The following is a 22123-nucleotide window of genomic DNA, read 5'->3' on the forward strand; positions in this document are numbered from 1 at the left end:
CCCACCTCTGGCCCCGTGCGACCTTGGCGGCGCTGTCGGGATTCCCGGCACATCGCCAGAAAACGCCCTGATCGGCGTCGGTCCGAACGAAGGAAGAAGGTGGGCGGACATGGCCGCCACCCAGAGGATCACCGCGGGCGCCGTGATCGCCGCGGCCTGTGCCGCGTCGCTCGCCGGTTGCGCCCTCGGCGACAACGGTTCCCCGAACGGAGCGCACGGTCCGCGGAAGGCTGCGCCCGCCCCGGCACCCAAGAGCGGAGTCCGCCTGATCGGGGACGGCTCCACGTCGTACACCGGGGCGCAGCCGCACCTGCCCAGACCCGAGCGGCTCAAGCCCGGCCAGAAGCCCCCGCAGTTCGTGGTCTTCTCCTTCGACGGCGCGGGCGAGGACAGCCAGAAGCTGTTCTCCCACTTCCGCAAGCTCTCCAAGGCCAACCACGCCAACATGACGTACTTCCTCAGCGGCGTGTACATGCTGCCGGAGGACAAGCGCGACCTCTACAAGCCCCCGGAGCACTCGCCGGGCAGCTCCGACATCGGCTTCAACGACGAGCAGGGCATCTCCGACACCGTGAAGCAGCTGCGCCTGGCGTGGCTGGACGGCAACGAGATCGGCACCCACTTCAACGGTCACTTCTGCGGCAAGAACGGCGGGGTCGGCGAGTGGTCGGTCGCCGAGTGGAAGAGCGAGATCGCCCAGGCGAAGCAGTTCGTGAAGAGCTGGAAGACCAACTCCGGGATGAAGAAGGCGTCTCCGCTGCCCTTCGACTACGACAAGGAACTCGTCGGCGCCCGCACCCCCTGCCTGGAGGGCCAGGCCAACTTCATGAAGGCGGCGAGCCAGTTGGGCTTCCGCTACGACACCAGTGGTGTCAACGACCAGGTCTGGCCCAAGAAGAAGGAGGGGCTGTGGGACCTGTCGATGCAGCTCGTCCCCTTCCCGGGGCACTCCTACGAGCAACTGACCATGGACTACAACTTCATGGTCAACCAGTCCGGCACGCAGACCCAGGGCGACCCCGACAAGTTCGACCAGTGGGGCGACGAGATGCGTGACGGCCTGCTCAAGGGCTTCGACCGGGCCTACGACGGCAACCGCGCGCCCCTGGTCATCGGCAACCACTTCGAGTCCTGGAACGGCGGCACCTACATGCGTGCCCTCGACGAGGTCATCGAGAAGGTGTGCAACAAGTCCGAGGTGCGCTGCGTCTCCTTCCGGCAGTTGGCCGACTGGCTGGACGCCCAGGACCCGCAGACGGTGGCGAAGCTGCGCTCGCTGAACGTCGGTGAGGCGCCGAAGCAGGGCTGGACGTCCTTCCTGACCGGCCGCCCCGCCCCGGCCCCGAAGGGTGTGCCCGGGGCGCCGGCGGCCAAGGCCAAGCAGTAGCGCCGAGCGGTCCGGAGCGGGCACGCCTCACACGGCGGCGCTGACGCTCTCGTCGAGCACGAACCCGGGGTCGACCTGCGCCGCCAGGTCGGCCCCGGTGCGCTCGTTGCCCCAACTCCGCGCGTTCTTCAGGTGGAAGTGCACCATCTGCTGCGTGTAGCGCTCCCAGTCGCGCAGCTCGTACGTCGCGTCGGCGGCGATCTCCAACTGGCGCAGCGCGCGCCGGTTGGCGTCCTCCAGGAGGTCGAACCGGGGCGGCCGGCCCTTCTCCATGGCGCGCACCCAGTCCGAGTGCCCCACCGTCACGAGCAGGTCGTCCCCGACCTCGGCGCGGAGGAAGTCGAGGTCGTCCTGACCCTGCACCTTGTTGCCGACGACCTTCAGGACGACTCCGAAGTCGCGGGCGTACTCCTTGTACTGGCGATAGACGGAGACCCCCTTCCGGGTCGGCTCGGCCACCAGGAACGTGATGTCGAAGCGGGTGAACATGCCGGAGGCGAAGGAGTCCGAGCCAGCCGTCATGTCCACCACGACGAACTCGTCGCGCCCGTCCACCAGGTGGTTCAGGCACAGCTCCACCGCTCCCGTCTTGGAGTGGTAGCAGGAGACCCCCAGGTCGGCGTCCGTGAAGGGGCCCGTGACCATCAAACGGACGGCGCCGCCGTCGAGTTCCACCGATCGCGCGCAGGTGTCGTAGACCGGATTGTTCTCACGCACCCGCAGCAGCCGGGAGCCCTCGCCGGGTGGGGTGGTCTTGATCATCGTGTCGGTGGAGGCGATGCGCGGGTTGGTGCCGCGCAGGTAGTCCTTGATCAGGGGGAGGTGCTCGCCGAGCGCGGGCAGGGCGGCGGCCTCATCCTCGTCCAGGCCGAGAGCGGGGCCCAGGTGCTGGTTGATGTCCGCGTCGACGGCGACGACCGGTTGGGCGATGGCCGCGAGGTGGCGGACGAACAGGGAGGACAGGGTGGTCTTGCCGCTGCCGCCCTTCCCGACGAAAGCAATTTTCATGTTCACGAAGCGTAGTCGGGTAGTAGCTGTATGTGGCAGGTGTGCGTGAAGAAGACCACTCAATCGTGGGGTCCGCGGCCGGGATGGCTACTGTCGTACTCATGAGTACGACAGGTGCGACCGCCGATCCGCTCGCGACCCTGGGCACGCTGCCCGGAGTGGCCGAGTCCGTCGAGTCCATGCGCAAGTCCGTGGACCGGGTCTACGGGCACCGGGTCATGCGGCGCCGCAGCAACGAGATCACCGCCGAGGCGGCACTGCGCGGCGCGCGCGGTTCCGCCGCGCTGTCCGGGGCCGACTGGGCACTGGAAGAGGTGCGTCGGCGCACCGACTTCAGTGGTGACGCTGAGGCCCGCACGATGGGCGCGGCCCTCCGGCTGACCGCCGAGGCGGGCCAACTCCTGTCCATCTGGCGGCAGTCGCCCCTGCGGGTGCTCGCCCGGCTGCACCTGGTGGCGGCCGCGAGCGACGAGGACGTGGTCGGGCGGCCGCGCCAGCAGGGGGAGCCGGTCGACGAGCCGCTCGTCGAACTGCCGCTGCCGAGCCCGGCCGAGGTGTCGGGACGCCTGGACGGGCTCTCGGACCTGATCATCGCGGGCGGCTCGGCACCGGCGCTGGTGACGGCCGCCGTCGTGCACGGCGAACTGCTCGCACTGCGCCCCTTCACCTCCCACAACGGCCTGATCGCGCGCACGGCCGAGCGCATCGTCCTCATCGGCGGTGGCCTCGACCCGAAGTCCGTCTGCCCGGCCGAGGTCGGCCACGCCGATCTGGGGCGCGCGGCCTTTCTGGCGGCACTGGACGGCTATGTGTCCGGCACCCCTGAGGGCATGGCCGCCTGGATCGCGCACTGCGGGAGGGCGGTCGAGCTGGGCGCGCGCGAGTCGACGGCGGTGTGCGAGGCGCTCCAGCGCGGGGCCGCCTGACACGAAAACGGCCCCCTACGGAGGGGGCCTTCACAGGGTTGCGGCGGTACGAGGATTCGTACCGCCGCTGGCATGTCCACCGGGTTACCAAGCGTCCTCGAAATATTGCCCATCAGGCCGGGAACCTTGCCCGTCACCTGGTGCGGCTGGCCCGTAATCGACGGGTCGACGTCGCGTGGGTGCTCGGTGTTCATGCGCGGTCCGTGGGGCCAAATGCGTTATTAAGGTGATCCTCTCGGATGTCCTTGGTCTCGCGGGCCGTTGACTCCTTTGTACTCCAGCCCTGGAGGAAGCGGAACCCCTCACCACGCTTCTTTACTTTTGCGACCAAAGGGTCATCAACCGACGTAAACGGCCGCCGCCTTGCGTCGGCTCGCGTACCAGACGAGCCCCGCCGTGGCCGCCGCGGCGCCCACCGCCGCGGCCACCACGAGTGCCGGGCGGGGCGGTACGGAGAGTCCGGGCAGCCGCTGCTTGAGCCGGACCGGGCGGTTGAAGTCCAGAATCGGCCACCCGCGCGCGACCGCCTCGCGGCGCAGCGCGCGGTCCGGGTTCACCGCGTAGGGGTGGCCCACCGACTGGAGCATCGGCACATCGGTCGCGGAGTCGCTGTAGGCGTAGCAGCGGTCGAGGTCGTAGCCCTCGGACCGGGCCAGCTCCTTGATCGCCTCGGCCTTCGTCGGGCCGTACGCGTAGTACTCCACCTCGCCCGTGAAGCAGCCGTCGTCACCCACGACCATGCGGGTCGCCACCACCCGGTCCGCGCCCAGGAGTTCGCCGATCGGCTCGACCACCTCGGCGCCCGACGTGGACACGATCACCACATCGCGGCCGGCCGAGTGGTGCTCCTCGATGAGGGAGGCCGCCTCGTCGTAGATGATCGGGTCGATCAGGTCGTGCAGTGTCTCGGCGACGATCTCCTTGACCTGCTGGACGTTCCAGCCGCGGCAGAGCGCGGACAGGTACTTGCGCATCCGCTCCATCTGGTCGTGGTCGGCGCCGCCGGTGAGGAAGACGAACTGCGCATAGGCGGTTCGCAGGGCGGCCCGGCGGTTGATCAGTCCGCCTTGGTAGAAGGACTTGCCGAAGGTGAGCGTGCTCGACTTCGCAATGACCGTCTTGTCCAGGTCAAAGAAGGCTGCTGTGCGGGGCAAGGAGTGGTTTTCCACAACCCCGAGCATAGGCGCAGCCCATTCGGCGTAAGGTGAGGCGCGTGGGTTTGCCTGAGAGGGCTCTCGGGTACACCATGGAAGTCACGGATCGTTCGCGACCGTGCTAACGCGGCCCGGCTCCTCCCCCCCCGAGTCGGCCGTGAAGACGACCCCCACTCTCCCCCCCGGTGGGGGTCGTCGCATGTCCGGACGCGTTTTCCCTTTCTGATCGTGGTCGTGAGGCCATCGAGAGGCGGCTGGTGCCGCCTTTTTTCATGCCTCGGGACTGTCACTGTGCGTAGCTGTCGGACTGCGCTGCGGAGCTCGCACAAGGGGCAGTACAGGGGTCACCGGTATGGGTGATGGCGATATTCACAAGCGCTGAGTTGTCCACAGTTTTCGACCAAGATCCACACGATTTCCGTGATGCCCGCACCGTGATTCCAACGCGTCCGGCTCGCGGCGAGTTCTTGGCCGGTTCCGTTTGTCGGACGCGCTCGGCCGGTTCCTATCGGCCGTGCATATGGAGGCCGGTGACCGGTTCTCCACACGTTTGGGAATCGCGGGGCCCCAGGGTCACGCGGAGGACACCGCTACGGGGGATGGAAAACATGGCCGGAACTGTCACACACGAACCACCGCCCGCCGCCGGAGGGCGACAGGGCGGACCGCTGATCGTCACCGAGGACGTCGAACTCCTCGACGATCTGCTGCGCCTGTGCGCGGCGGCCGGAGCGACACCCGAGGTCCATCACGGCGTGCCGGAGCGCCGGGGCGGCTGGGAGACGGCACCGCTCGTCCTGGTCGGCGACGACGCGGCCCGACGGGTGCGAGGGGCCGCCCGTCGACGCGGGGTGGTGCTGGTCGGACGGGACCAGGACGACTCGGGGGTCTGGCGGCGGGCCGTCGAGATCGGCGCCGACCACGTCCTCGTGCTGCCCGACGGCGAACAGTGGCTGGTCGACCGCATCGCCGACGTGGCCGAGGGCGTCGGCCGCCCGGCGCTCACCGTGGGCGTCATCGGCGGTCGCGGCGGAGCCGGAGCGTCCACCCTGGCCTGCGCGCTCGCCGTCACCTCCGCGCGTGAGGGACTGCGCACGCTCCTGGTGGACGCGGATCCCCTGGGTGGCGGACTGGACGTGCTCCTCGGCGGCGAGAGCGCCGAAGGCCTGCGCTGGCCCGCGTTCGCCGCCTCTCGCGGCCGGGTCGGCGGCGGCGCCCTGGAGGAGTCCCTTCCCGAACTCCACTCGCTCCGGGTGCTCAGCTGGGACCGCGGCGACTGCGTCGCCATCCCGCCCCAGGCCGTCCGCGCGGTGCTCGCCGCGGCCAGAAGGCGCGGTGGCACGGTCGTCGTCGACCTGCCCCGCCGCATCGACGACGGGGTCGCCGAAGCCCTCGCCCAGCTCGACGTGGGTCTCCTCGTGGTCCCCGCCGAACTGCGCGCCGTGGCGGCGGCCGGACGGGTGGCCTCCGCCGTCGGCATGATCCTGCGCGATCTGCGCGTGGCCGTACGCGGGCCGTACGCCCCCGGCCTCGACGACCGCGAGGTGTCCCGCCTGCTCGGCCTGCCCCTGGCGGGTGAGGTGCCGGTCGAATCGGGGCTGTCGCGGCCGCACGAGGGCAAGGCGCCGCCGGGGGCGGCCGGGAGGGGGCCGTTGGCGCGGTTCTGCCGGGAGTTCCTGGAGCGGGCGCTGGTCGAGGCGGGTGGCGTATGAGGCGGCTGGTGAGGGGTGCGGGGAATTCCGGGAGGAGCGGTTCGGCCGGGGCCCTGGGGAGCGGGGTGTCTGGGCTCAAGGGGATGGGCGGTTCGGTGGGCGCGCCCTTCGGGGACGGCGGTTCCGCAGGTGGCCCGGTGAGTGCGGCGGTCGGGTTCGAGCAGGTGGGAGCTTCGGGCCGCTGGGCCCCGGATACGCCTGCGGCGAGTGGTGAGCCGGGGCTGCTCGACGGTGTGCGGCGGTGGCTGGCCGAGAGCGGGGGTGAGCCGACGCCCGCGCGGGTGGCACAGGCGCTGCGGGAGCAGGGGCGGGTGCTGGGGGACGCCGAAGTACTGGGCGCGGCCGAGCAGTTGCGGTCCGAACTGGTGGGCAGCGGGCCACTGGAGTCCCTGCTCGCCGACCCCTCTGTCACCGATGTCCTCGTCTCGGCCCCGGACCGAGTGTGGGTCGACCGTGGCGGCGGCCTGGAACTGACCGCAGTCTCCTTCCCGGACGCGGCAGCCGTACGACGCCTCGCGCAGCGCCTGGCCGCGGTGGCCGGACGCCGCCTGGACGACGCCCGGCCCTGGGCCGACGCCCGCCTGCCCGACGGGACACGTCTGCACGCGGTACTGCCTCCGGTCGCCGTCGGCTGCACCTGTCTCTCGCTCCGGGTCGTACGACCGCGCGCGTTCACGCTCGACGAGCTGGTCAGGGCGGGCACGGTGCCCCCGGGCGGGGACCGCGTCCTGCGGGCCCTGATCGAGGCGCGGTTGTCCTTCCTCATCAGCGGGGGCACCGGCAGCGGCAAGACGACCCTGCTGAGCGCGCTGCTCGGACTGGTCGGACCGGGCGAGCGGATCGTCCTCGCCGAGGACTCCGCGGAGCTGAAACCGGACCACCCGCACGTCGTACGGCTGGAGAGCAGACCCGCCAACCAGGAGGGCGCCGGACTGGTCACGCTCCAGGACCTGGTCCGCCAGGCCCTGAGGATGCGGCCGGACCGGCTCGTCGTCGGCGAGGTGCGCGGCCCCGAGGTCGTCCACCTGCTCGCCGCACTCAACACGGGCCACGAGGGCGGCTGCGGGACCGTGCACGCGAACGCGGCGGCCGATGTCCCCGCCCGCCTGGAGGCCCTGGGTACGGCCGCCGGCCTCGACCGGGCCGCGCTGCACAGCCAGTTGGCGGCGGCCCTCTCGGTGGTCCTGCATCTCGTACGGGACCGGGCAGGCCGGCGCCGGATCGCCGAGGTGCACGTCCTGGAGCGGGACCCGTCGGGGCTGGTGCGGACCGTACCGGCGCTGCGGTGGGGAGCGGAGGCGTTCGCCTACGAGCGGGGGTGGGAGCGGTTGCGGGAGTTGATCCGGGGTGGCGGTGAAGAGGGCTAGGGGCGAGTGGGAGAGGTGATGGTCGTGGGAACGGGTGAGATGTCGGTCGGGGCGGCCGCGATGTGTGTCGGAGCCCTGGTCCTGTTGATGGGCGGGCGGCGATCCGGGGCGCGGCGGGCGCAGTTGCTGTTCGCGGGCGCCGGGGTGGTGGGCGTCGGCCCGCCCTCGTGGGAGCGGGCCGTGGGTGAACTGCGGCGGATCCGGGGCCGGTTGCGGGCCGAGTGGTGGTCGCTGGGTGTCGGAGCGGTCCTCGCGCTGCTGGGCGCCTCGGTGGTTCCGCTCGTCGCGGGGGCGGTCGGAGTGCCGTTGCTGCGGCGGGTGCGGCTGGCCGGGGAGGCCCGGCGGGCGCGGGAGGCGTGTGGGGACGCGGTGATCGCGCTGTGCTCGACGCTCGCCGGGGAGGTGCGCGCCGGGCGGCAGCCGGGGGAGGCGTTGCTGCGGGCGGCGCTCGACTCGGGCGGGCTCGGTGAGGCGCAGGCCGCGGTGTTGGCGGCGGCGCGGTTCGGCGGGGACGTGCCCGGGGCGCTGACCTCGGCGGCGCGACAGCCGGGCGCGGACGGCCTGTTGGGGCTGGCGGCGTGCTGGCGGGTCGCCGTGGACCAGGGAGCCGGGCTCGCTGCGGGACTCGACCGGCTCGAAGGGGCGTTGCGTGCCGACCGGGACCAACGTGCCGATCTGCGCGCCCAGTTGGCGGGGGCACGGGCCACCGCGGTGATGCTCGCCGGATTGCCGGTGCTCGGGCTGATGCTCGGCACGGCCATGGGCGCCGATCCGCTGCACGTGCTGCTGCACAGCGGGGCGGGGTTGGGGTGCCTGGTGCTCGGGGGGTCGTTGGAGGGCCTCGGTCTGTGGTGGGCGTGGCGGATCGTGCGAGGGGTGGAGGCGGCGTGAGCGGAGGAGTAGTGGTCGCCGGGTGCCGGAGTGGAGCTGGAGTCCTCGGCGGCCGTTCAGGGACGGGGCGGCGCGAGGGTGTGACGGGCCGGCCGCCGCCGGGATTCGGGGGCGGCGGGCTGGAGGGGATCGGGCGCCCGGCGAGGGCGGGGAGCGGTGCCGGTGCCGACGCAGAAGTCGGCCGGAGTCGGCGAAGGGGGACCGCGTGAACGCGGAAGTTGTCCACAGGCTGGGGGTGACCCTGGGGGCGGTGCTGGCCGTGGGGTGTCTGGTGCGGTGGCTGGACGCGCTGAGGAGGGAGCGGAGGGCTCGGCGACGGCTGGCCGCCCTGCTCCTTCGGGAAGCGTGGGATGTGCGGGAAGTGCGGGAAGTGCCGTCCGCCGGGCGGTGGTTCGAGGCTCGGGGCGCCGCGCTGCGGTGGTTGCCCGTGGTGGGTGTCGTGGGTGCCGGGTGGGTGTTGGTCGGCGGGGTCGCCGGAGTCGTGGTGGGCGGGGTTGCCGGACTCGGACTCTGGCGGTGGCGCCGTGGGCAGGCCGCCGAGGACACCGTCGCCGCGCGCGACGCGGTCACCGCCGCGCGCCAACTCCCGCTGGCGGCCGATCTGCTGGCCGCCTGCATCGCCGCCGGAGCCTCCCCGGTGATCGCCTCCCAGGCCGTGGGAGAGGCCCTCGCGGGGCCCGTGGGGGAGCGGCTGGCGCGGGCGGCGGCGGAGGTCCGGCTCGGCGGCGAACCCGCCGACGCCTGGCGGAGGTTGGCCGTGCTGCCCGGCGCCGGCCCACTGGCCCGGCTGCTCGAACGGGCCGACGAGTCGGGACTCCCCGCCGCCGGGCCCGTCGCACGGCTCGCGGCGGAGGCCCGCGCCGACTGGACCCGCACCGCGACGGCCCGGGCTCGACGGGCCGCCGTCCTGATCACCGCACCGGTGGGGCTGTGCTTCCTGCCCGCGTTCATCGCGATCGGCGTACTGCCCGTGGTGATCGGACTCGCGGGCGGAGCGGCGGGAGGGGGCGGCGGCTGACGGGAGGAGCGAGCGGTGACCGACGTATGACGAACGACGACTGATCGAGCGACTGAACCGACAGGAACCTCACGGGGGTTGAGATGTACAAGGCAGTGCAGGGAGTGCGGGCGGCGGCGGTACGAGTGGTGCGAGCGGTCCGGGCACGGGCCCGACTGGGCGCGGCGGGACGCGCTGACGCGGGGATGGCCACGGCCGAGTACGCGATGGGGCTGATCGCGGCGGTGGCGTTCGCGGTGGTGCTCTACAAGGTGGTGACCAGTGGAGCGGTCAGCGCGGAGCTCCAGAGCATCGTGAAGCGGGCCCTCGATGCGCAGATGTGAACGCCGGGGCGGGGACGCGGGGTTCGTGACTGCGGAGGCCGCCGTGGTCCTGCCGGTGCTGGTGATGTTCGCGATGGCGCTGGTGTGGGGGCTGCTGGTGGTGGCCGCGCAGATCCAGTGCGTGGACGCGGCACGCGCGGGTGCCCGAGCGGCGGCTCGGCAGGACCCGGCCGGCGCGGTCGTCGAGGTGACCCGGGAGACGGCACCACGAGGAGCGAAGGTCACGGTGGGCAGAGAGGGCGACCAGGTCCATGTGGTCGTGATCGCGAAGCCGCCGGTGCTGGGCGGGTTGCCCTTCGAGGTGCGGGAGGAGGCCGTGGCGGTGGCGGAGGAGACGGTCGGAGAGGGGAGGGCGGGGCCGTGAAGTGTCGTACCCCTGCCGGGTGTTGGAGAGTCCGCCACTCCGACCGGGGGTCCGCCACCGTGTGGACCCTCGCCGCGATGGCCGTGCTGGGTGTCGTGTTCGGGGTGGTGCTCGCCCTGGGGCAGGCCGTCGTGGCCCGGCATCGCGCGGCCGGCGGTGCCGATCTCGCGGCGCTCGCGGCGGCCGACCATTGGGCGGAGGGCGGTGCGGGGGCCTGTGCCCGGGCCGAGCGGGTGGCGCGGGCGCAGGGGGCGCGGCTGGTGCGGTGCGCGGTCGTGGGGGAGACGTCGGACGTGACGGCGGCCGCGGGCCTGGGACCGTTCGCGGCGGAGGTCAGGGCACGGGCGGGGCCTGCGGGACCGGTGCCTCCGCAGTTGCCGTCCGGTGGCCCTCGCCCGTCTTCTCCTCCGGCGCCTCCCGCAACAGCTCCGTGAGCAGCCGCACCGCGCCCCGCTTGTGCAACGGCTCGTTGCCGTTGCCGCACTTGGGGGACTGGATGCAGGACGGGCAGCCGGCCTCGCACTCGCAGGAGGCGATGGCCTGGAGGGTGGCGGTGAGCCAGGCGCGGGCGGTGTGGAAGGCGCGCTCGGCGAAGCCCGCGCCGCCGGGATGGCCGTCGTAGACGAAGACCGTGGGGAGCAGGGTGTCCGGGTGCAGGGGGACGGAGACCCCGCCGATGTCCCAGCGGTCGCAGGTGGCGAAGAGGGGGAGCATCCCGATCGAGGCGTGTTCGGCGGCGTGCAGGGCGCCGCCGAGGATCTCGGGGTTGACGCGGGCGGCGTCGAGTTGGTCCTCGGTGACCGTCCACCACACTGCACGGGTGCGGAGCGTACGAGGAGGGAGGTCGAGCTTCGACTCGCCGAGGACCTCACCGGTGATGACACGTCGGCGGAGGAAGGAGACGACCTGGTTGGTGACTTCGACCGAGCCGTAGCACAACCGGCCCTGGCCCCAGGGGAGTTCGACGTCCGTGTCCAGGACGGAGATCGCCGTGGTGTCGCGGGCGACCGTCGAGTACGGCGGGCTCGCCTCCTCGACCAGGGCGACCGAGTCCTCCAGATCCAGGGAGCGCACCAGGTAGGTGCGGCCCTGGTGGAGGTGGACCGCGCCCTCGTGGACGGTCGTGTGGGAGGCGGACTCGTCGACCGTGCCCAGCAGGCGGCCGGTGCCGTTCTCGACGATCTGGACCGGCTTTCCGCCCCCGCCGCGGATGTCGGTGAGGTCGGCGGCGCGTTCCCGGCGCGTCCAGTGCCAGGCCTTCGCCCGGCGGCGGAGCAGCTTCGCGGTCTCCAACTGCGGCAGCAGGTCCGCCGTTGCCGGACCGAACAGCTCCAGGTCGTCGTCGGTCAGCGGCAGTTCGGCCGCCGCCGCGCACAGGTGGGGAGCCAGGACGTACGGGTTGTCCGGGTCCAGGACCGTGGACTCCACCGGCTGGTCGAACAGGGCCTCCGGGTGGTGGACGAGGAAGGTGTCCAGGGGGTCGTCGCGGGCGACCAGGACGGCCAGGGCGCCCTGGCCGGTACGTCCGGCGCGGCCGGCCTGCTGCCACAGGGAGGCGCGGGTGCCGGGGTAGCCGGCGATGAGGACGGCGTCCAACCCGGAGACGTCGATGCCGAGTTCGAGGGCGGTGGTGGCGGCGAGGCCGAGCAACTCGCCGGAGTGGAGGGCGCGTTCGAGGGCGCGGCGCTCCTCGGGGAGGTAGCCGCCGCGGTAGGCGGCGACCCGCCGGGCCAGCGAGCGGTCGACCTCGGCGAGGCGTTCCTGGGCGATCAGCGCGATCAGCTCGGCGCCGCGCCGGGACCGTACGAAGGCCACCGAGCGCACGCCCTGGACGGCGAGGTCGGTCAGCAGGTCGGCCGTCTCGGCGGTGGCCGTACGGCGGACCGGGGCGCCCTTCTCGCCGTGCAGTTCGGTGAGCGGGGGCTCCCAGAGGGCGAAGACCAGTTCACCGCGCGGTGAGGCGTCGTCGGCGACCTCGACCACGGGGAGGCCGGTGAGGCGGCGGGCGGCGACCGAGGGCTCGGCGGCGGTCGCGGAGGCCAGCAGGAAGACGGGGGAGGAGCCGTAGCGGGCGCAGAGGCGGCGCAGTCGGCGCAGTACCTGGGCGACGTGGGAGCCGAAGACGCCCCGGTAGGTGTGGCACTCGTCGATGACGACGTACTTCAGCGACTTCAGGAAGGAGGACCAGCGGGGGTGCGAGGGCAATATGCCCCGGTGGAGCATGTCGGGGTTGGTCAGGACGTAGTTGGCGTACTGGCGTACCCATTCGCGCTCTTCGAACGGGGTGTCGCCGTCGTACACGGCCGGGCGGACGGCATTGCCCAGAGGTTGTGAAAGTTCCTTCACGGAGCGGAGCTGGTCGGCTGCCAGGGCCTTCGTGGGGGCCAGGTAGAGGGCGGTGGTGCCGCGGCCGTTGGGGGCCTCGGAGCCGTCCAGGAGCGCCGAGAGGACGGGGACGAGATAGGCCAGCGACTTGCCCGAGGCGGTCCCTGTGGCGACGATCACTGACTCGCCGTCCAGGGCGTGCTCGGCGGCCTGTGCCTGGTGGGCCCAGGGGTGTTCGATACCGGCCTCCTGGACGGTGGCGATCACCTCCGCGCGAATCCGGTCAGGCCAGACGGCATGGCGGCCCTCACGTGGGGGCAAGTGCTCCGTATGAGTGATGCGCGAAGCCCGGCTCGGTCCGGACGCGAGCCGGTCCAGAACCGTGCCCGGCGAGAGCCCGGACACGGGGTTCGCCGAGGGTCGATCGGATCGCTGATTCTTGGCCATCGGCACCGAGTGTGTCACTGGCGTGACGGACAATGGGGCCAAGGCGTCGTGCACGCCCTGCGGTAAGTGATTGAATGCCATCGCGGCTGGCGAACCGTCCTGGGGGCTCTGCCGAGGTGTCCCATGGGATGACCGCTCGATAGCAAGGTGCTGGAGGATCCGTGGACCTGTCCCTGTCGACCCGTACCGTCGGCGATCGTACGGTCGTCGAGGTCGGTGGCGAAATCGACGTATATACCGCGCCCAAGTTGCGCGAACAGCTTGTCGAGCTGGTGAACGACGGGAGTTTCCACCTCGTCGTCGACATGGAGGGCGTCGACTTTCTCGACTCCGCCGGGCTCGGTGTGCTGGTCGGCGGCCTGAAGCGGGTGCGTGCCCACGAGGGCTCGCTGCGCCTGGTCTGCAACCAGGAGCGCATTCTGAAGATCTTCCGTATCACCGGCCTCACCAAGGTGTTCCCGATTCACACCTCGGTCGAGGAAGCGGTGGCGGCCACCGACTGATGCGACCGTTCCGGGAGCGGCCCGTGGGCCGCTCCCGGCCGGCAGTAGTAGACGACCGGTGGGCCGGGCTTTCGGCGGCCCGGCCCATCGACAGCACGCCCGTAGTCCCGAGGGGGATGCATGGCCACCGTTGAACTCCGCTTCAGCGCGCTGCCCGAGCACGTCAGGACCGCCCGACTGGTGGCGGCAGCGGTGGCGCGCAGGGCCGGAGTGGACGAGGCCGTACTCGACGAGGTGAGACTCGCCGTCGGCGAGGCCTGCACCCGTGCCGTCGGGCTGCACCAGAGCAGCGGGATCACCGCCCCGGTGAAGGTGCTGCTGATCGAGGAGGAGAAGCAGTTCTCCATCGAGGTCGGCGACGAGGCGCCGCGCTCGGCCCCCGGCGACAAGGCGCCCGGGGCGCTGGGCGAGGATCCGGACGCGGAGACCGAGGAGGACGAGATGGGTCTCGCTGTCATCAGCGGGCTCGTCGACGACGTCGAGGTCACCGCCGGCGAGCACGGCGGGCTGATCCGTATGACCTGGCCGACGACACCGCCGGCCACGATGCTTTCCTGAAAACCGCCGCACACCACACCCGAAGGGGCCCTGCTGAGCAGGGCCCCTTCGGCATTTCCTGGAGAGCGCGGGAGAGCGAGGAAGCAGTGCGGCGGAATTCGTGAAACAATTCACGATCAATGTGCGCGATCATGCGTTTGCCTTGCCCCGATGATTCGATCAAGCGACAATGCTTTCAAGGCATTACTATGCGAAGGCCAATTCCGTTTGCCGCGCACTGTTTTGATCAGGTTCCGGTACCTACAATCCGTCCACATCTTGAGCTCAGCACAGGCGTCAAGGAGGACGAATGGCGGGGCTTTCTACCCCTCAGCAGTTTGACCACCCCACAACCTTCGCAGCCGCAGTCCTGACCGACGACAACCGCATCCTCGTGATGGTGATCGGCGTCGTCGCTCTGGCAGCGCTCGTGGTCGCGGGCATCCTGGTGCGCCAGGTGCTCGCGGCCGGCGAGGGCACGGACAGCATGAGGAAGATCGCGGCAGCGGTCCAGGAAGGCGCCAACGCCTATCTGGGACGGCAGTTGCGCACGGTCGGCGTATTCGCCGTGATCGTTTTCTTCCTGCTTCTGCTGCTGCCCGCGGACGACTGGAATCAGCGCGCCGGACGATCGATCTTCTTCCTGATCGGCGCGGTGTTCTCGGCGACCACCGGCTATATCGGCATGTGGCTCGCCGTACGCAGTAATGTCCGTGTCGCCGCGGCGGCCCGGGAAGCGACCCCGGCGGAGGGTGAGCCGGAAAAGGATCTCACCGCCGTCTCGCACAAAGCCATGAAGATCGCTTTCCGCACGGGCGGCGTCGTCGGCATGTTCACGGTGGGGCTCGGTCTGCTGGGCGCCTCCTGCGTGGTGCTGGTGTACGCGGCCGACGCGCCGAAGGTGCTGGAGGGATTCGGCCTCGGTGCCGCCCTCATCGCCATGTTCATGCGTGTCGGCGGCGGCATCTTCACCAAGGCCGCCGATGTCGGCGCCGACCTGGTCGGCAAGGTCGAGCAGGGCATCCCGGAGGACGACCCGCGCAATGCCGCCACCATCGCCGACAACGTGGGCGACAACGTCGGCGACTGCGCGGGCATGGCGGCCGACCTCTTCGAGTCGTACGCCGTGACGCTGGTCGCCGCGCTGATCCTCGGCAAGGCCGCCTTCGGCGACTCCGGGCTCGCCTTCCCGCTGCTCGTGCCGGCGATCGGTGTGATCACCGCCATGATCGGCATCTTCGCGGTGGCGCCACGCCGGTCCGACCGCAGCGGCATGTCCGCGATCAACCGGGGCTTCTTCATCTCCGCGGTGATCTCGCTCGTGCTGGTGGCGGTCGCGGTCTTCGTCTATCTGCCGTCGTCCTACGGCGACCTCGACGGCGTCACCGACGCGGCGATCAAGGCCAAGGACGGCGATCCGCGGATCCTCGCGCTCGTCGCCGTGGCCATCGGCATCGTGCTCGCCGCCCTGATCCAGCAACTGACCGGCTACTTCACGGAGACCAACCGCCGGCCCGTGATGGACATCGGCAAGACCTCGCTCACCGGCCCGGCCACCGTCATCCTCGCCGGTATCTCCCTCGGCCTCGAATCGGCCGTCTACACCGCCCTGTTGATCGGCCTCGCGGTCTACGGGGCGTTCCTGCTCGGTGGTGCCTCGATCATGCTGGCGCTGTTCGCGGTGGCGCTGGCCGGCACCGGTCTGCTCACCACGGTCGGTGTGATCGTCGCCATGGACACCTTCGGGCCGGTCTCCGACAACGCGCAGGGCATCGCGGAGATGTCCGGCGACGTCGAGGGCGCGGGCGCGCAGGTGCTCACCAACCTGGACGCGGTGGGCAACACCACCAAGGCCATCACCAAGGGCATCGCCATCGCCACCGCCGTCCTGGCGGCGTCGGCGCTCTTCGGGTCGTACCGGGACGCGATCGTCACGGCCGCGAACGACGTCGGCGAGAAGGTCTCCGGCGCGGGCGCGCCGCTGAACCTGATGATGGACATCTCCCAGCCCAACAACCTGGTGGGGCTCGTCGTGGGCGCCGCGGTCGTCTTCCTCTTCTCGGGGCTTGCGATCAACGCGGTGTCGCGGTCCGCCGGGGCCGTGGTCTACGAGGTGCGGCGGCAGTTCCGCGAGCACCCAGGGATCATGGACTACAGCGAGACGCCGGAGTACGGGCGCGTCGTCGACATCTGCACCAAGGACGCGCTGCGCGAACTGGCCACGCCCGGTCTGCTCGCCGTGCTCACGCCGATCGCGGTCGGGTTCACGCTCGGGGTCGGCGCGCTCGGCTCGTTCCTCGCGGGCGCGATCGGCACCGGCACGCTGATGGCGGTCTTCCTCGCGAACTCCGGCGGTGCCTGGGACAACGCGAAGAAACTCGTCGAGGACGGCAACCACGGCGGCAAGGGCAGCGAGGCCCATGAGGCCACGGTGATCGGCGACACGGTCGGCGACCCCTTCAAGGACACCGCGGGCCCGGCGATCAACCCGCTGCTGAAGGTGATGAACCTCGTCGCGCTGCTCATCGCGCCCGCGGTCATCAAATTCAGCTACGGCGACGACAAGAACATCGGGGTGCGCATCACGATCGCGGTGCTCGCGTTCCTGGTGATCGCCGTCGCGGTGTACATCTCCAAGCGGCGCGGCATCGCCGTGGGGGACGAGGACGACGCCGAGCGGTCGGCCAAGTCGCCGGATCCCGCGGTGGTTTCGTAGGCGGTCTTACGGGTTCCTGCTCAACAGGCGGGCGGGTGGCGCGAGTTGTGGGCGCCGCCCGCCCGTTTCGTATGTGTTCAGGCCCTCGCCGTGAGCCTTCTCTCGCTTGGTGCAAATAGAGCCAAAAGGTCTCCTATCGGACCTTGGGCCCGGGGGTGTCGCCCGTTCGGCGTGTATGTTCCGGGGCCGAGAGTCATGGAAGGGACCAATCCGGTGAACAAGAAGCTCGCGGCCGCACTGTCCGGCGGTGCGGTACTGGTACTGGGGCTGTCGGGATGCGGCGGCAGCGGCGACGACAGCGACGCCAAGCTGGACGCCTGGGCCAAGCAGGTCTGCGTCGCGGTGCAGCCGCAGGCGAAGAAGATCGCGGCCGCCAACACGGCGATCCAGAAGGAGACCTCGGACAACAGCACCCCGGAAGAGGTCCAGAAGACCGACTCGCAGGCATTCCAGGACATGTCCGACGCCTACAAGGCGATCGGGGCCGCCGTGAACACCGCCGGGGCCCCGGACGTCGACAACGGCGCCAAGAAGCAGCAGGACGCCGTCACGGAGCTCAACGGCATCTCCACGTCGTACGCCACCCTGAAGAAGCAGGTCGACGCGCTCGACACCAAGGACCAGGCGAAGTTCGCCGACGGCCTCAAGGGCATCGCGACCTCGCTGGACAAGCTCAGCACGAGCGGGAACGACGCCCTGAAGACCCTCGAAGAGGGCGATGTCGGCACGGCGATGGCCAAGCAGGAAGCCTGCAAGTCGGCGTCCGCGTCACCCTCGGCGTCGGCGGCCTGAGGCCGCCGGGGAAACCGGCTCCCCGTAGTGGGCGATCTTTCAGTCACTGAAAGATGCCCCGGTACGCGTGCGTGCCGGGGCCTTCGCACGCGCGGGCATGTTGTCCGTCCGAACGGCCACAATGGGTGTGTGAGTAACTCCACCCTGCCCACGCTGCCCGTATCCGACGGCCCGGAGGTCGCCGCCCGGCTCCGGGACGCCCTGCTCGGCGCCTCCTTCACCGCCGACGGACTCCTCGACCTGCTCGGCGCCCCCGCGTACGCGGCGCTGGCCCGCAGCGAGACCGTGCCGGCCCTCCGGGCGACCCGGGGCGACACCCCGCTGGAGACCCTGGTCCGGCTGTTCCTGCTCCAGCAGCCCGTGCCGCACGCACGCGTGGCGGACGTGCTGCCCGTCGCCGCGTGTCTGGAGAGCGGCTGGCTGACGTCCGTGGGCGGCGACGAGGTGGCCGCCACCGTGGACGTACGGCCCTACGGCGGGCCCGGGGGCGAGGACTGGTTCATCGTGTCCGACCTCGGGTGCGCGGTCGGCGGCGCCGGCGGGATCGGCAGCCGTGACGAAGGCGTCGTCCTCGGGGTGGGCGGCGCGTCCACGACCCTCGCGGGCATCACCGTACGGACGCCGGTCGCCGCCGCGCTCGACCTCGGCACCGGTTCCGGCATCCAGGCGCTGCACGCGGCCCGGCACGCCACGCGCGTGACGGCCACCGACCTCAACCCGCGCGCCCTGCACATCACCGCGCTCACCCTGGCGCTCTCCGGGGCACCGGCGGCCGACCTGCGCGAGGGTTCGCTCTTCGAGCCGGTCCGGGACGACGAGACGTACGACCTGATCGTCTCGAACCCGCCCTTCGTGATCTCGCCGGGCGCCCGGCTCACCTACCGCGACGGCGGGATGGGCGGGGACGATCTGTGCCGGTCGCTCGTTCAGGAGGCGGGGGACCGGCTGCGCGAGGGCGGATTCGCGCAGTTCCTCGCCAACTGGCAGCACGTGGAGGGGGAGGACTGGCAGGACAGGCTCAGGTCCTGGGTGCCGCGCGGGTGCGACGCGTGGATCGTGCAGCGCGAGGTCCAGGACGTCACGCAGTACGCCGAGTTGTGGCTCAGGGACGCCGGCGACCACCGGGGTGACACGACCGCGTACGAGGCGCTCTACGACGCGTGGCTCGACGAGTTCGAGGCGCGCAAGGTCAAGGCCGTGGGCTTCGGCTGGATCACGCTGCGCAGGACGGGGTCCGAGGTGCCCTCGATCACCGTCGAGGAGTGGCCGCACCCGGTCGAGCAGCCGCTCGGCGACACCGTGCGGGTGCACTTCGACCGCGTGGACTATCTGCGCGCCCACGACGACGCGGCGCTGCTCGCCGCCCACTTCAGGCTCGCCGCCGAGGTCATCCAGGAACAGGTCGGGCTGCCCGGCGCCGAGGACCCCGAGCACGTCGTGCTGCGGCAGCACCGCGGCATGCGCCGGGCCACCAAGGTCGACACGGTCGGCGCGGGCTTCGCCGGCGTCTGCGACGGCACGCTGAGCGCGGGCCGCATCCTCGATGCCATCGCCCAACTCGTCGGCGAGGACCCGGTCCTGCTCCGCGACCGGACACCGGCGCAGATCCGGCTGCTGGTGGAGCAGGGGTTCCTGGAGCCGGTGGGGTGAACTGCTCCGACGGCTGACCCACCACGGGGGCAACGGTGGGTGCGATGCGAGGCCGAGGCGCGATCCCGCCTCCGGGGGCGACCGTTTCCGGTTCTGGGCGGGCGGCCCTCCCCGCCGGGTCGTCGTCCCTGGGAGGCGCATCACACTCGGCCGGGAACGGTGGACGGAGAGGCGGGCCGATTGTTCGTGGCGGGCGATGCCGATCCGGAGTTGCGCCCGCGTGCCTCCGACCGTTCCCGCGACGGCCTCGCCCGCAGGCCTTCCCGACCGCCACCAAGGCTGCCCCGTCCGCCAGGCGGATCGGACCCCGCCTCCCCGCCCCGTCACGCCTGAGGCCGGTCCGCACCGCTGGGGCGCATGTGTCCCCGTCCGGCGGGATCGATCGGATTGGTGCGGAAAAGCCCTGATGTCAGTGGCGGGTGCGAGGCTACCTTCGGAGACAGGTTCCACGCGTCCTCGGGGGAGGCGCGCCGTCTCGGGGGAGGCGTGATGGCTGGGGATACGCCGGATCAGGGCGAGGGCAGGGTCATCAACGGGCGGTACCGGCTGCTGCGCACACTCGGCGCGGGTGGCATGGGCCGCGTATGGCTCGCGTACGACGAGGAGTTGGCCTGCGAGGTCGCCGTCAAGGAGATCTCGCTGCCGGACGTCCCGAGGGACGCGAGCGAGCCCGCGCACCGCATCGCGCGGGCCCGCAGCGAGGCCCGGCACGCCGCCCGGCTGCGCGGCCACCCGCATGTGGCGACCGTGCACGACGTGGTGATCCACGAGGGCCTGCCCTGGATCGTCATGGAGTACGTCCCGGACGGCGTCGACCTCCAGGCGGTCGTACGGCGTTCCGGGCCACTGCCGCCCGCCCAGGTGGCCCGCATCGGGCTCGCCGTCCTCGACGCGCTCACCGCCGGGCACCGCATCGGCATCCTGCACCGGGATGTGAAACCGGCCAACATCCTTCTGGCACCGAACGCTTCGGGCGATCCGTACGCGCGCGTGCTGCTCACCGACTACGGCATCGCCCTTCAGCCCGAGTCCCGCGAACCCCGGCTCACCGCCACTGCCGGCATCCTCGGCACACCCGGCTATCTCGCCCCCGAGCGGGCCCGCGGCGAGCCGCCCACCCCGGCCGCCGACCTGTTCTCCCTGGGTGCCACGCTGTACGCCGCCGTCGAGGGCCGCGGCCCCTTCGACCGCCACGGCGACTACGCGACCCTCACGGCCCTGCTCGGCGAGGAGCCCGCGCCCGCCGTCCGCGCGGGCGAACTGGCGCCCGTACTCCAGAGGTTGCTGGTCAAGGACCCGGTACTGAGGTCGACACCGGAGACGGCGGCACACGGCCTGGAGCGGGTCGCGCTGTCGGCCGGTCCGGTTCCGGGGCACACACCGATGCCGGGCGGTTTCGGCCGGACACCGGACGGGTTCGCCGCCGCGTCGGACGGGTTCGCCCCTGCGGCGGGTGGCTTCGATCCGGCACGGGACGGCGGTTTCGGCGCGCCGCCGGGCGGCTTCGGCGCCGCGGCCGGCGGCCGGTCCACGCCCGATCAGTCGCTCGGGCCTGTCGGTGACGGTCCGCCCGGCCAGGTCGCGAGCGGGCCTCCGGGCCACCTCCCGGGTGGACCGCCCGGATACGCCGTGGGCGGCCCCTACGCGGGCGGCCCCTACGCCCCGCAGACGCCGGGAGGACCGGGCGCCACCCACCACGACCCCGCGCCGTACGGCGACCCGCCCGAGGCCGGTCTCGGGGGCTCCACGCCCGCGGGCCGACCGACGCCAGGTACGCCGTACAGCCCGCAGGCCTCAGGGGCCCCGTACGTCCCACACACCCCGCAGACTCCCGTCAGCCCACCGACCCCCAACACACCGAACACGCCGGAGGGCGCCGCATCGCCGTACGCCCCGCAGGGGCAGGCCGGTTCGGGTGGGGCGTACGGCCAGTGGAATCCGTACGCGAACAGCCCCACGATGTCCTACCAGGGCGCCTACCAGGGGTCCCGGCAGGAGTCCCACCAGGGCAGCGTGCTCCCGCCGCCGTACGCGGGCGGTCAGGGGCCGACGTATCCGGGCGGCCCGGGGTCCGCCGGTCCGCCGGGTGGGGGCCCGGGACGGCGGAAGCCGGTCGCGGCGATCGTCGCTCTCGTGGTGGCCGTCGCGCTGGTGATCGCCGGTGGGGTGTGGGCGGCGACCACGCTGACCGGCGACAAGGACACGGCGGCGACGAAGAAGGCGTCCCCGTCCGTGTCGTCGTCGCCGACGGGCTCCGAGTATCCGTACGGCGCGGACGTCGGTCTCAAGAAGGCGCTGCAGACCGGCGATTGCGTGCACGCGGTGTGGACCGGCACGGCGTTCAGGTCGCGGCCCAACCTCGGGGTCGTGAGCTGTGCGCACGACGATCCGGACGGCCAGGTGATGGCGGTCGACACGGCGACCGACTTCGCCGACGCCCGCGACCACGGAGCCGAGCGGTGCGCCGGCCGGGCGAAGGCGACGGCCGACTCCCTGGCCGACGCGGACGTGTACGCGCTCACCCCGACGGAGGCGGGCTTCGGCGCGGCCGGGGGCGGTACGGCGTGTCTGGTACTCGGCCGCCATGTGCCGATCGGCGGCGAGATAGGACGCTTCCGGAGCACCGAGTCGAACGTGTGGACCACCGAGATGAGCATCGGGGACTGCTGGCTGTACGTCGACCACAAGACCTACTTCACCGCGACCCTGACCGACTGTGCCGATGAGCACACCGACCAGGTGATCGGTTTCGTGTCGGCCCCGAGGACCATGGCGTTCGACGAGGCGCTGCAGCAGGGGAACAAGCTGTGCGGCAACAAGTTCGAGTCGACCTGGGCGCCCGGAGCGGACCGTTCCGTCTTCGGGTATCTGTCCGACGAGACCAACTGGAAGGCCGGATTCAACTCGGTCGTGTGCACGGTGGGGGAAGCCGATCGCTCCCGGACGACCGGGGCGATATCGTCCTCCGGCACGGCCGCCTGAGGGCCGTCCGCCGCGAATTCA

The 22123-nt window shown here is 71.7% G+C and carries 18 protein-coding genes; 15 read left to right on the forward strand and 3 right to left on the reverse strand.

The features are described 5' to 3' along the window. Positions 1 to 109 precede the first annotated feature (109 nt). The gene (locus AB0M63_RS13490; RefSeq protein WP_366019445.1) at positions 110 to 1387 is read left to right on the forward strand and encodes a hypothetical protein; all 1278 of its coding nucleotides are present in this window, start codon (positions 110 to 112) and stop codon (positions 1385 to 1387) included. Positions 1388 to 1414: 27 nt separating this feature from the next. Here AB0M63_RS13490 and AB0M63_RS13495 read toward each other — a convergent pair whose 3' ends face one another. Continuing rightward, complete coding sequence (locus AB0M63_RS13495; RefSeq protein ID WP_355907597.1) at positions 1415 to 2395, reverse strand: ATP-binding protein; 981 nt, start codon at positions 2393 to 2395, stop codon at positions 1415 to 1417. A 101-nt stretch (positions 2396 to 2496) separates the two neighbouring features. Between AB0M63_RS13495 and AB0M63_RS13500 the strand changes: the two genes are divergently transcribed. After that, positions 2497 to 3321: an oxidoreductase gene (locus AB0M63_RS13500; protein ID WP_366019446.1), complete on the forward strand. Its 825-nt coding sequence runs from the start codon at positions 2497 to 2499 to the stop codon at positions 3319 to 3321. A gap of 338 nt (positions 3322 to 3659) precedes the next feature. Here the strand turns inward: AB0M63_RS13500 and AB0M63_RS13505 are convergent, their stop codons facing one another. Beyond that, positions 3660 to 4502 carry an HAD-IB family hydrolase gene (locus AB0M63_RS13505; protein WP_355907603.1) on the reverse strand — a complete coding sequence of 281 codons (843 nt, stop codon included), beginning with the start codon at positions 4500 to 4502 and terminating at the stop codon, positions 3660 to 3662. Positions 4503 to 5083: 581 nt separating this feature from the next. Between AB0M63_RS13505 and ssd the strand changes: the two genes are divergently transcribed. The 7 genes from ssd to AB0M63_RS13540 all read left to right on the forward strand — a co-directional run bounded on the left by ssd (position 5084) and on the right by AB0M63_RS13540 (position 10584). Beyond that, positions 5084 to 6187, forward strand: coding sequence for a septum site-determining protein Ssd (ssd, locus tag AB0M63_RS13510; RefSeq protein WP_366019447.1), 1104 nt, complete (start codon positions 5084 to 5086; stop codon positions 6185 to 6187). Between the two features lie 137 nt (positions 6188 to 6324). Then, positions 6325 to 7554: a TadA family conjugal transfer-associated ATPase gene (locus tag AB0M63_RS13515; protein ID WP_366019493.1), complete on the forward strand. Its 1230-nt coding sequence runs from the start codon at positions 6325 to 6327 to the stop codon at positions 7552 to 7554. A gap of 18 nt (positions 7555 to 7572) precedes the next feature. After that, entirely contained in the window at positions 7573 to 8445 is an 873-nt protein-coding gene (locus tag AB0M63_RS13520; protein ID WP_366019448.1) for a type II secretion system F family protein, read from the forward strand. Between the two features lie 205 nt (positions 8446 to 8650). Next, positions 8651 to 9463 carry a type II secretion system F family protein gene (locus AB0M63_RS13525; RefSeq protein ID WP_366019449.1) on the forward strand — a complete coding sequence of 271 codons (813 nt, stop codon included), beginning with the start codon at positions 8651 to 8653 and terminating at the stop codon, positions 9461 to 9463. An 83-nt stretch (positions 9464 to 9546) separates the two neighbouring features. Beyond that, positions 9547 to 9786, forward strand: a complete 240-nt coding sequence (locus tag AB0M63_RS13530; RefSeq protein ID WP_355907615.1) for a DUF4244 domain-containing protein — start codon at positions 9547 to 9549, stop codon at positions 9784 to 9786. Further along, positions 9773 to 10150 (forward strand): TadE family type IV pilus minor pilin, encoded by a 378-nt coding sequence (locus tag AB0M63_RS13535; RefSeq protein WP_355907617.1) that lies wholly within the window; start codon positions 9773 to 9775, stop codon positions 10148 to 10150. The genes AB0M63_RS13530 and AB0M63_RS13535 overlap by 14 nt, the downstream gene beginning before the upstream one ends. After that, positions 10147 to 10584, forward strand: a complete 438-nt coding sequence (locus tag AB0M63_RS13540) for an Rv3654c family TadE-like protein (protein WP_366019450.1) — start codon at positions 10147 to 10149, stop codon at positions 10582 to 10584. Before AB0M63_RS13535 ends, AB0M63_RS13540 begins: the two co-directional genes overlap by 4 nt. Here the strand turns inward: AB0M63_RS13540 and AB0M63_RS13545 are convergent. After that, positions 10484 to 13003: a DEAD/DEAH box helicase gene (locus tag AB0M63_RS13545; RefSeq protein WP_366019451.1), complete on the reverse strand. Its 2520-nt coding sequence runs from the start codon at positions 13001 to 13003 to the stop codon at positions 10484 to 10486. The two genes, AB0M63_RS13540 and AB0M63_RS13545, sit on opposite strands and share 101 nt — an antisense overlap. An 80-nt stretch (positions 13004 to 13083) precedes the next feature. Between AB0M63_RS13545 and bldG the strand changes: the two genes are divergently transcribed. From bldG to AB0M63_RS13575, 6 genes are all read left to right on the forward strand, one after another. Next, complete coding sequence (gene bldG / locus AB0M63_RS13550) at positions 13084 to 13425, forward strand: anti-sigma factor antagonist BldG (RefSeq protein ID WP_016326551.1); 342 nt, start codon at positions 13084 to 13086, stop codon at positions 13423 to 13425. A gap of 120 nt (positions 13426 to 13545) precedes the next feature. Further along, on the forward strand, positions 13546 to 13983 hold the full coding sequence (locus AB0M63_RS13555) for an ATP-binding protein (protein WP_366019452.1): 438 nt from the start codon (positions 13546 to 13548) through the stop codon (positions 13981 to 13983). A gap of 289 nt (positions 13984 to 14272) precedes the next feature. Further along, complete coding sequence (locus AB0M63_RS13560; RefSeq protein ID WP_366019453.1) at positions 14273 to 16678, forward strand: sodium-translocating pyrophosphatase; 2406 nt, start codon at positions 14273 to 14275, stop codon at positions 16676 to 16678. Positions 16679 to 16873: 195 nt separating this feature from the next. Beyond that, positions 16874 to 17470 (forward strand): small secreted protein, encoded by a 597-nt coding sequence (locus AB0M63_RS13565; RefSeq protein WP_366019454.1) that lies wholly within the window; start codon positions 16874 to 16876, stop codon positions 17468 to 17470. Positions 17471 to 17599: 129 nt separating this feature from the next. Continuing rightward, positions 17600 to 19120, forward strand: coding sequence for a class I SAM-dependent methyltransferase (locus tag AB0M63_RS13570; protein WP_366019455.1), 1521 nt, complete (start codon positions 17600 to 17602; stop codon positions 19118 to 19120). Between the two features lie 489 nt (positions 19121 to 19609). Further along, on the forward strand, positions 19610 to 22102 hold the full coding sequence (locus AB0M63_RS13575; RefSeq protein ID WP_366019456.1) for a protein kinase: 2493 nt from the start codon (positions 19610 to 19612) through the stop codon (positions 22100 to 22102). The last annotated feature ends 21 nt before the right edge of the window (positions 22103 to 22123 follow it).

This window comes from Streptomyces sp. NPDC051576 (assembly GCF_040681835.1).
In the GTDB taxonomy this organism is placed as follows: Bacteria; Actinomycetota; Actinomycetes; order Streptomycetales; family Streptomycetaceae; genus Streptomyces.

Bases quoted from the DNA above. Each gene is read 5' to 3' on its own strand.
- AB0M63_RS13545 (WP_366019451.1), bottom strand. From the start codon at position 13,003: ATGGCATTCAATCACTTACCGCAGGGCGTGCACGACGCCTTGGCCCCA.
- AB0M63_RS13495 (WP_355907597.1), bottom strand. From the start codon at position 2,395: ATGAAAATTGCTTTCGTCGGGAAGGGCGGCAGCGGCAAGACCACCCTG.
- ssd (WP_366019447.1), top strand. From the start codon at position 5,084: ATGGCCGGAACTGTCACACACGAACCACCGCCCGCCGCCGGAGGGCGA.
- AB0M63_RS13520 (WP_366019448.1), top strand. From the start codon at position 7,573: ATGGTCGTGGGAACGGGTGAGATGTCGGTCGGGGCGGCCGCGATGTGT.
- AB0M63_RS13535 (WP_355907617.1), top strand. From the start codon at position 9,773: ATGCGCAGATGTGAACGCCGGGGCGGGGACGCGGGGTTCGTGACTGCG.
- AB0M63_RS13500 (WP_366019446.1), top strand. From the start codon at position 2,497: ATGAGTACGACAGGTGCGACCGCCGATCCGCTCGCGACCCTGGGCACG.
- AB0M63_RS13575 (WP_366019456.1), top strand. From the start codon at position 19,610: ATGGCTGGGGATACGCCGGATCAGGGCGAGGGCAGGGTCATCAACGGG.
- AB0M63_RS13505 (WP_355907603.1), bottom strand. From the start codon at position 4,502: ATGCTCGGGGTTGTGGAAAACCACTCCTTGCCCCGCACAGCAGCCTTC.
- AB0M63_RS13490 (WP_366019445.1), top strand. From the start codon at position 110: ATGGCCGCCACCCAGAGGATCACCGCGGGCGCCGTGATCGCCGCGGCC.
- AB0M63_RS13560 (WP_366019453.1), top strand. From the start codon at position 14,273: ATGGCGGGGCTTTCTACCCCTCAGCAGTTTGACCACCCCACAACCTTC.
- AB0M63_RS13555 (WP_366019452.1), top strand. From the start codon at position 13,546: ATGGCCACCGTTGAACTCCGCTTCAGCGCGCTGCCCGAGCACGTCAGG.
- AB0M63_RS13530 (WP_355907615.1), top strand. From the start codon at position 9,547: ATGTACAAGGCAGTGCAGGGAGTGCGGGCGGCGGCGGTACGAGTGGTG.
- AB0M63_RS13565 (WP_366019454.1), top strand. From the start codon at position 16,874: ATGGAAGGGACCAATCCGGTGAACAAGAAGCTCGCGGCCGCACTGTCC.